6 protein-coding genes are annotated in these 7,563 nt (G+C 74.5%); 3 read left to right on the top strand and 3 right to left on the bottom strand.

The window, feature by feature from the left end; genetic code table 11:
* Nucleotides 1–167 precede the first annotated feature (167 nt).
* Entirely contained in the window at nucleotides 168–1,010 is an 843-nt protein-coding gene (locus ACGFRF_RS06410) for a patatin-like phospholipase family protein (protein ID WP_393737453.1), read from the bottom strand.
* Nucleotides 1,011–1,169: 159 nt separating this feature from the next.
* Between ACGFRF_RS06410 and ACGFRF_RS06405 the strand changes: the two genes are divergently transcribed.
* The 3 genes from ACGFRF_RS06405 (at nucleotide 1,170) to dmpI (ending at nucleotide 3,481) form a co-directional block, all read left to right on the top strand.
* Nucleotides 1,170–2,294, top strand: coding sequence for a winged helix DNA-binding domain-containing protein (locus ACGFRF_RS06405; protein ID WP_393737452.1), 1,125 nt, complete (start codon nucleotides 1,170–1,172; stop codon nucleotides 2,292–2,294).
* Nucleotides 2,295–2,326: 32 nt separating this feature from the next.
* Nucleotides 2,327–3,193 (top strand): LysR substrate-binding domain-containing protein, encoded by an 867-nt coding sequence (locus ACGFRF_RS06400; protein WP_393737451.1) that lies wholly within the window; start codon nucleotides 2,327–2,329, stop codon nucleotides 3,191–3,193.
* Between the two features lie 105 nt (nucleotides 3,194–3,298).
* Nucleotides 3,299–3,481, top strand: coding sequence for a 4-oxalocrotonate tautomerase DmpI (gene dmpI / locus ACGFRF_RS06395; protein ID WP_265565712.1), 183 nt, complete (start codon nucleotides 3,299–3,301; stop codon nucleotides 3,479–3,481).
* Between the two features lie 95 nt (nucleotides 3,482–3,576).
* Here dmpI and ACGFRF_RS06390 read toward each other — a convergent pair whose 3' ends face one another.
* Both ACGFRF_RS06390 and ACGFRF_RS06385 read right to left on the bottom strand, forming a co-directional pair.
* Nucleotides 3,577–4,368, bottom strand: a complete 792-nt coding sequence (locus tag ACGFRF_RS06390) for a S1 family peptidase (RefSeq protein ID WP_393737450.1) — start codon at nucleotides 4,366–4,368, stop codon at nucleotides 3,577–3,579.
* A gap of 205 nt (nucleotides 4,369–4,573) precedes the next feature.
* Nucleotides 4,574–7,435: an ATP-binding protein gene (locus ACGFRF_RS06385; RefSeq protein ID WP_393737449.1), complete on the bottom strand. Its 2,862-nt coding sequence runs from the start codon at nucleotides 7,433–7,435 to the stop codon at nucleotides 4,574–4,576.
* Between the last annotated feature and the right edge of the window lie 128 nt (nucleotides 7,436–7,563).

The raw sequence follows: 7,563 nt of genomic DNA, 5'->3' as shown, positions 1-7,563 counted from the left end.
GCCCGTCGAGGGGCCCGCACGGGCGGGGGCTGCCGACCCGGATCCCGGCGGTGTGCCGGCACGCCCCGAAAGCCGCCCCGGCTTCCGTCGGCGTACCGGCACGCCCCGAACCGGCCTGCGTGCCGCGTGCCCTGTCCAGGTGGGCGCGTCCTGAGCGCGTCGTACGCTCAGCCCCGTCCCCACGGGAGCGTGAGCGCCCGTCCCTGGGTGCGGCCCGCCTCGGCGGCCGGCCGGCGGGTGGCCGGATCCAGGGCGTTGTCGCCGATCGCCGCCGCCGACGCCTCGTCGGGCGCGACGAGCACGACTTCGGCGCCCCGGGCGCGCAGCTCCGCCACGGAAGGCTCCAGCGGCTGCTCGCTGGGGAACGGCTCGGTGGTGCCCAGCGGCACCAGCACCAGCACCCGGTCCGCGCCCGCGGCGAGATCGACGTTGGCGATGGACCGCACCCCGCCGTCCACGTACCGGCGCGCGCCGATCGTCACCGGCGGCCACACGCCCGGTACGGCACAGCTCGCCGCGACGGCGTCCACCAGGGGTACGCCCGAGGTCCCGTCGAAGACGCGCGGCTCACCGCTCTCCGCGTCGACCGCGACGACCTTCAGCGCCCGCTCCGGCCACCCGTGGGACGGCAGCCGGGACTCGATCACCGCGCGCCGCTCCCGCTCGGAGACCGTCCGCGCCCCGAGCGCCATCCGTCCGACCGCGCGCCGCACCTCCGGTACGTCCGCGGTCGATCCGATGGCGGTGCCGATCTCCGCGGCGAACTTCTCCAGGTCCATCTCGGCCATGATCTCGGCGGCCTGCAGCGCGGGGTCCACCTGCCGGGCGTACAACTCCTCCAGGCTCAGCCCGCTGCCCACCTGGGCCGCCACGGTCGAGCCGGCGGAAGTCCCCACGAGCAGATCGGCCCCGGTCACGTCCTGCCCGCCGTCGGCGAGCCCCGCCAGCAAGCCGGTGAGCCAGGCGATCCCGCCCACCCCGCCGCCACCCAGCACCAACGCCTCGGTCATGCCAGCCCCTTCCCCGCGCTCCCTGACCCATTTCTACGACATGGCGCGGGCCGCGGGCATCCCCTCCGGGCAAGGTGGGACGTAAGCTCCAACCCGGTTCGAGGGGTTCGGCCGTGGTCGCGGACAGGAGGTGTCCGCAAGCGGCGTTAGCGTGCGGGCATGACGAAGAGCAGCGCGTACCAGGGCAGTCCGGCGAGCGCCCCCCTACTGGACACACGTGCCCTGAACCGTGCCACCCTCGACCGGCAGCTGCTGCTGCGCCGCTCCTCGCGGTCCGCCCTGGACGCCGTGCGCCACCTGCTCGGCCTCCAGGCGCAGAACGTCAGACCGCCCTACTACGCCCTCGCCGCCCGCCTGGACGGCTTCGCGCCGGAGCACCTGTCCGCGCTCATGGCCGGCCGCGAGGTCGCCCGGCTCGTCACCCTGCGCTCCACCGTCCACACCCACACCGCCGACGACTGCCTCGCCCTGCGCCCTTTCGTCCAGCCGGCCCGTGACCGGGACCTGACGAACTTCCGCAAGGGGCTGGGCGGCGTCGACCTGAACCGGCTGGCCGCCCTCACCCGCGAGCTGGTCGAGGCCGAGCCGCGCACCATGGCGCAGTTGCGGCAGGCGCTCGGCGCCGAGTGGCCGGACGCCGACCCGCGGGCCCTGGCCGTCGCCGCCCGCTGCACCCTCCCGCTCGTCCAGGTCACCCCGCGCGGCCTGTGGGACGAGAGCGGGCAGGTCGCCCTCACCACCGCCGAGCGCTGGCTGGGCCGCCCGGCGGGCCGGGCCCCGGCACCGGAATCCGTCGTCCTGCGCTACCTCGCCGCCTTCGGCCCGGCCTCCGTCAGGGACATGCAGACCTGGGCCGGACTGACCCGCCTCCGGGACGCCTTCGAGCGGCTGCGCCCCGAACTGGCCGGCTTCCGGGACACCGGCGGAGCCGAACTCTTCGACCTGCCCGACGCCCCGCGCCCCGACCCGGACACCCCGGCCCCGCCCCGCTTCCTGCCCGAGTACGACAACCTCCTCCTCGCCCACGCCGACCGCACCCGCGTCGTCCCACCCGCGTACCGGGGCCGCAGCCGGCAGGGCAACCAGGCCTACCGCACCCTCCTCGTCGACGGCTTCCTGGCCGGCCTGTGGAAGCTCGACGGCGGCACCCTCGTCATCGAGACCTTCGCCGAGCCGACCAGGGCTCAGCGGGCGGAGGTGACCGCGGAGGGGGAGCGGATGCTGCGGACCATGCACCCGGGTGCCGCGTACGACATCCGGTTCGGGGACGTCGTACGGCGGTGAGCGCCCGCCGGGGCTCCGTCTACAGTCGGCCCATGGAACTGCGCCAGCTCAGCTACTTCGTCGCGGTCGCCGAGGAGTTGCACTTCGGGCGCGCGGCCGACCGGCTGCACATCGTGCAGTCGGCGGTCAGCCAGCAGATCCAGCGGCTGGAGCGGGAGTTGGGCGCCGAGCTGTTCGACCGTTCGCCGCGTCGTGTGCGGTTGACCGGGGCGGGGGAGCGGCTGCTGCCCGAGGCGCGGGCGGTGCTCGCGGCGGCGGAGAAGGCGCGGGCGGCCGTGGCGGCGCCCGCCGGGCTGCGCCTCGGCACCAGCACCGGCCTCGGCGCGCATCTGGACCGGGTGCTCGCCGCGTTCGCCCAGCGGGCGCCGGACGTGCCGGTGGAGCTGTTCTCGCTGCCGGCCGGCGAACGGCTGGCCCGGGTCGCGGCGGGCGGGCTGGACGCCGCGTTCGTCCGGTCGGCCGAACCCCCGCCCGGCGTACGGGTGCTGCCGCTGTGGCCCGACCCGCTGGTGGCCGCCCTCCCGGCCGGGCACCCGCTCGCGGCCCGGGCCGAGATCGACCTCGCGGACCTGGCCGGACTGCCCCTCGCCCTCACCCCGCGCCGCACCAACCCGGCCCTGGTCGATCTGGTCGTCGGCGCCTGCCACGCGGCGGGGTTCGAGCCGTCGCCGGGACCGGCCGGCGGCTCGCTGCACGACACCCTCGCCACCATCGGCGCCCGGCCCCTGTGGACGGTCGTCTACGCCTCCCACGCGCGCGTGCTGCACACGCCCCGAGTGGCGTACGTCCCCTTCCGCGCGCCCGGTCTCGCCCTCGTCACGGGTCTCGCCGTACCCGCCGCGGACCCCACCCCGCACCTGGAGACGCTGCTGCTGGCCTGCGGTGATCAGGAAAGCTGATCGCTGCGGTCGCGGACTGCTCCTTGGACCCGAGGGCGGCAGGCGGTGGACTGGACCCACCAGGACAGCAGGCGGCAACAACCGCCCCGCACACGGGAGTCAGTCATGCCGATCGTCACCATCCAGCAGGGCCCGCGCGACGTCGAGCTCAAGCGGGACCTCGTCAAGCGGGTCACCGACGCCTTCGTCGACGCGTACCGGATCCCGGCGGAGACCGTGCAGGTGTGGATCCACGAGGTGCCCGCGGACAGCTGGGGCGCGGCCGGGAAGCTTACCGCCGACAAGTAGCCGGGCCATGGAGAGGGAGGCGTTGCGGGCCGCTCGTGGTGGCTCGCAACGCCCCCCTGGCAGTTACCCGAGGGGTGCTCGGGGAGTCTTCCGGGTCACGAGTTGACCTGCGTGGTCACCAGGTCCGAGAAGGTGGTCAGCCGGGTGTACACACCCGGGTAACCCGCCTCCGCGCACCCCTCGCCCCAAGAAGTGATCCCTGCCAGGACGCCCCCGATGAGCAGGGGACCGCCGCTGTCGCCCTGGCAGGTGTCTACGCCGCCGGAGGTGTATCCGGCGCACACCATGTCGGACTGGACGAAGTCCGAACCGTAGGAGGAACGGCAGCTGGTGTCGGACACGACCGGTACGGTCGCCGTCCGCAGCTGGTTGGAGGAGCTGCCGTTCTCCGAGGTGGTGCCCCAGCCGAGGATCCGGGCCGTGCCGCCGGCCGCGTACACGCTCGTCTGGGAGGAGGAGACGTACTTCGCCGCCGTGTACGGCATCGACGTCGACAGGGTCAGCACGGCCACGTCGTCGCCGTTGGTGGCGTCGGTGTAGTCCGGGTTGATCCAGATCTTGCTGACCTTGCTGACCGTGCCGTTGGTGCCGTTCAGGTAGGTCCGGCCGCCGACCACGCGCACGCTGCCGGTCGTCTCGCCGACCATGCAGTGCGCGGCCGTCACCACCTTCTTGGCGGCCACCAGGGTGCCGCCGCAGAACTGGCTCCCGGACGCGTCCGTGATCTGCATCATGAACGGGTACGCGGTCGTCGTGGTGGTCGTACCGCCCACGATGGGCTGGGGAGCGGCGCTCGCCGTGGGGGAGGCGAGCAGCGCGGTCGCCGCCGCGGCGGCGGTGGCCAACAGGGTCGCGGCGGTCTTTCTGGCACGTCTGGGCCCGAACATGAGTCTCCTCAGTGGGGGTTGCACCGGTGGGGGGTCGCGCGGGTGTGGGTTGTTCACGGGGGTCGCGGGACCGACCCCCGTGTGCCCGGGCGAGCGGCACGCCCTTTACGCTAGGACCCGGAACCCTCGGCTCCCAATGAGGGAACCCCCTAGGGGGTTGGGTGAGGGAAAACCCTCGGTCCGGTTCAGTTAACCGGCCGTGTTCTCACTTCGCGCGCCGACCTGCCGCCAATCGGACGATGTCGACGCGTGATCGGATCCCCAGCTTGCGATAGACCCGGGTCAGGGTCGCCTCCACCGTCTTCACGCTGATGAACAGCCGTGCCGCGATCTCCCGGTTGGTGGCGCCCTCCATGACGAGCGCGGCGACCTGACGCTCCATCGCGGCCAGGATGTCCAGCGCGTCCAGGGCGTCCGGCACGGCGAGCGCGGGTTCCGGCTCGCGGGTGGTGAGCGCCTCGTCCACCTGGCGCAGCCAGGGCAGCGCCCGGCAGCGGCGGAACATCCGGGTGGCCTCGTCGAAGGCTGCCGTGTTCTTGCGGACCGTCTCCGCGGCGCCCGGGCCGGGGGTTCGCGCGGCGCGCCGGCCCGGCAGCCGGGCCAGCGCGAACGCGGCCCGGGCCTCCTCCAGACCGTAGCCCAGCTTGCCCAGCCGGTCCTGAGCGGACGTCAGCTGGGCGACCGCGGCCTCCAGGTCTCCCAGGGCGGCACGCACCAGGGCCTCGGCGCGGTCGAGGACGGCGAGCACGCTCTCCCGGCCGAGCCTGAGCGCGTGCTCGCGGCTCGCGTCGATGACGTCCTGCGCCTCGGCCGGTTCACCGATCCGGACCAGCGCCTCGGCGAGGTCGCCCTGCCAGCGGCCGCGGGCCGGGTCGGTGATGCCGAGGGCCAGCTCCAGGCTGCGCACCCGGCGCAGGGAGCGGACCGTGCCCGCCGGGTCCCCGGCCACCAGCTGGGCGTACCCGAGGGCGCCCAGGGCCCGGGAGAGGTACATCTGGTCGCCGTCCTCCTCGGCGTGCGCCACCGCCTCCCGCGCGAGGGCGAGTGCCCGGTCCACGTCACCGCCGGAGGCCTCCGCGAGCGAGGTGAGCATCGCCGAGGCGGTCTCGCCGATCCCGGAGTCCCGGGCCAGCCGCAGGCTCTCGCGGGCCAGTTCCAGGGCCCGGCCGCAGTGCCCGGCGCGCAGTTCGGTCTCGGCGAGCCCGCGCAGGAAGTGCACCTCGCTCTCCACCGAGCCGCGCCGGCGCACCTCGCGCAGCAGCGCGGTGACCGTCGCCCGGGCCTCGGCCAGCTGGTCGCCCATGATCAGCCAGCGGAACCGGGCGCTGCCCGCACCGTTGTGATGCCAGGCCACCCTCGGGTCCTGGGGTTCCCGCAGGGCGCGCTTGATGGTGCGGGGCGCCTCCGGATGGCCCATCAGGGTCTCGGTCTGCGCCTGGAAGGCGAGGGACAGCAGCTCGGTGCGCCGGTCCCCGCCGCGCGCGGCCAGCTCGGCGGCGTGCGCGGCCGCCTCGCGGGCCTCGGTGAAGTCGCCCTCCACGATCAGCGCCCGCCAGGCCAGCTGGTAGTGGACGAGGGCCAGCAGCCGGGGGTCGTCACCGGCGTCGGCGAGGGCCTGCGGGAAGACGGCGTCGACCTCGGCCATGGTGTGGCCGGCGGTGTCGATGACGATGATCCAGGCCCGCACCCGGTCGGTGGGCACACTCGCCCGGGTGAGCACCTCCCGGGCGATGTCCCGGGCCAGGTCGACCTCACCGGCGGTGATCGCGTCCTCGGCGGCCTGGAGCCGGCGCTCCTCCTGGCTCGGTACGCCGTCGGCCGGTGTGTGCCGGGCGGCGAGCAGCCCGAGATGGGCGGCGACCGACGGCGCTCCCCGGTCGCGGGCGAGGGCGGCGGCCTCGGCGAGCCGGGCGGCGACCTCCGGGTCGGTGCCGGTGGTGGCCAACGCCAGGTGCCGGGCCCGTTCGATCGGGTCACAGGCGGCGGTGGACAGGGCCGCGTGCGCGGCCCGCCGCTCGTGGGCGGGCGCCTCCGCGTACAGCGCGGCGGAGATCAGCGGGTGCGCGAACCGTACGGCCGGGGCGTCGGGCTCGGTGGCCAGCAGCCCGAGTTCGGCGGCCTGCGCGCACTCCGCCTCGGCGTGTTCCCGGCCGGCCGCGTGCAGCAGCGCCGGGGTGGGCCGGGCACCGGCGCTGGCCACCAGCAGGGTGCGGCGGGCCTCGACGGACAGCATGTCCAGGCGGCTGAGCACCAGGGCGCGCAGCGAGGTGGGGACGGGCAGCGGTTCGCCCGGGCGGGGCGGGGTGGGGTTCTCGGCGAGGGCGCGGCCGAGTTCCAGCGCGAAGAGCGGGTTGCCGCCGCTGGTGCGGTGGATCTCGCGGACGGTGGAGCGGGGCAGGCCGCCGTGGCCGCGGTGGTCGAGCAGCTGGGCGACCTGGGGGCGGGAGAGCGGGCCCAGCCGGACGGCGAGCGTGCCGGGCGGGCAGGCGCGCAGATGAGGGTCGTACTCCTGGCTCTCCGTGCCTTCCGTCCGTACCGCGCACAGCAGTTGCACCGGGGTGCCTTCCAGCCGCCGGGCGGCGAAGCCGAGCAGTTCGGTGCTGGCCGGATCCAGCCACTGCAGATCGTCGGCGACGAGCAGGACGGGACCCTGGGCGGCCAGGGCGCGCAGGGCGGAGAGCACCGCGAGGCGCAGGGCGAGGCCGTCACGCTGGAGGCTGGACTCGCCGCGGCCGGTGAGCGCCGACTCCAGGGCGGTGCGCTGGGCGGCGGGCAGCCGGGGCGAGACGTCGTCGAGGACCAGGCCGAAGAGGTCGGCGAGGGCGAGGAACGGCAAGTGGGATTCGGACTCCGTGGCCGAGCAGCGCAAGACGGTGCGCGCGGTGGCCGCGTATTCCTCGGCCAATGCCCGCAGGACGGTGGATTTCCCTATTCCGGCGGGACCGTGAAGCAACACACTGCCACCCGAGGCGAGTTGGTCACGGGCGCTCGTGAACAGCTCCTCGCGGCCGATGACCAGGTCGGGGCGGCACCTGGCAGGCTCCTGGAAGTCCCGTCGCACGGTCACCGCTCCCCTCGTGTGTCGTGTCCTGACCAAATTCTAGGCAACGATCCTCGAAATTCGGACGGAAGCCCTGGTGAGGGAAATAACAAACGGTCAAGCACAGGGAAATTCAAAGCGTCGCCGGATGAATG

The sequence above is a fragment of the Streptomyces sp. NPDC048521 genome (assembly GCF_043199855.1).
GTDB lineage: Bacteria > Actinomycetota > Actinomycetes > Streptomycetales > Streptomycetaceae > Streptomyces.
The sequence above is the reverse complement of the archived record's forward strand: the minus strand, read 5'-3'. Positions and strand labels throughout refer to the sequence as shown.

Coding starts and splice junctions, on each gene's coding strand:
- ACGFRF_RS06410 (WP_393737453.1), bottom strand. CDS start 1,010: ATGACCGAGGCGTTGGTGCTGGGTGGCGGCGGGGTGGGCGGGATCGCC.
- ACGFRF_RS06405 (WP_393737452.1), top strand. CDS start 1,170: ATGACGAAGAGCAGCGCGTACCAGGGCAGTCCGGCGAGCGCCCCCCTA.
- ACGFRF_RS06400 (WP_393737451.1), top strand. CDS start 2,327: ATGGAACTGCGCCAGCTCAGCTACTTCGTCGCGGTCGCCGAGGAGTTG.
- dmpI (WP_265565712.1), top strand. CDS start 3,299: ATGCCGATCGTCACCATCCAGCAGGGCCCGCGCGACGTCGAGCTCAAG.
- ACGFRF_RS06390 (WP_393737450.1), bottom strand. CDS start 4,368: ATGTTCGGGCCCAGACGTGCCAGAAAGACCGCCGCGACCCTGTTGGCC.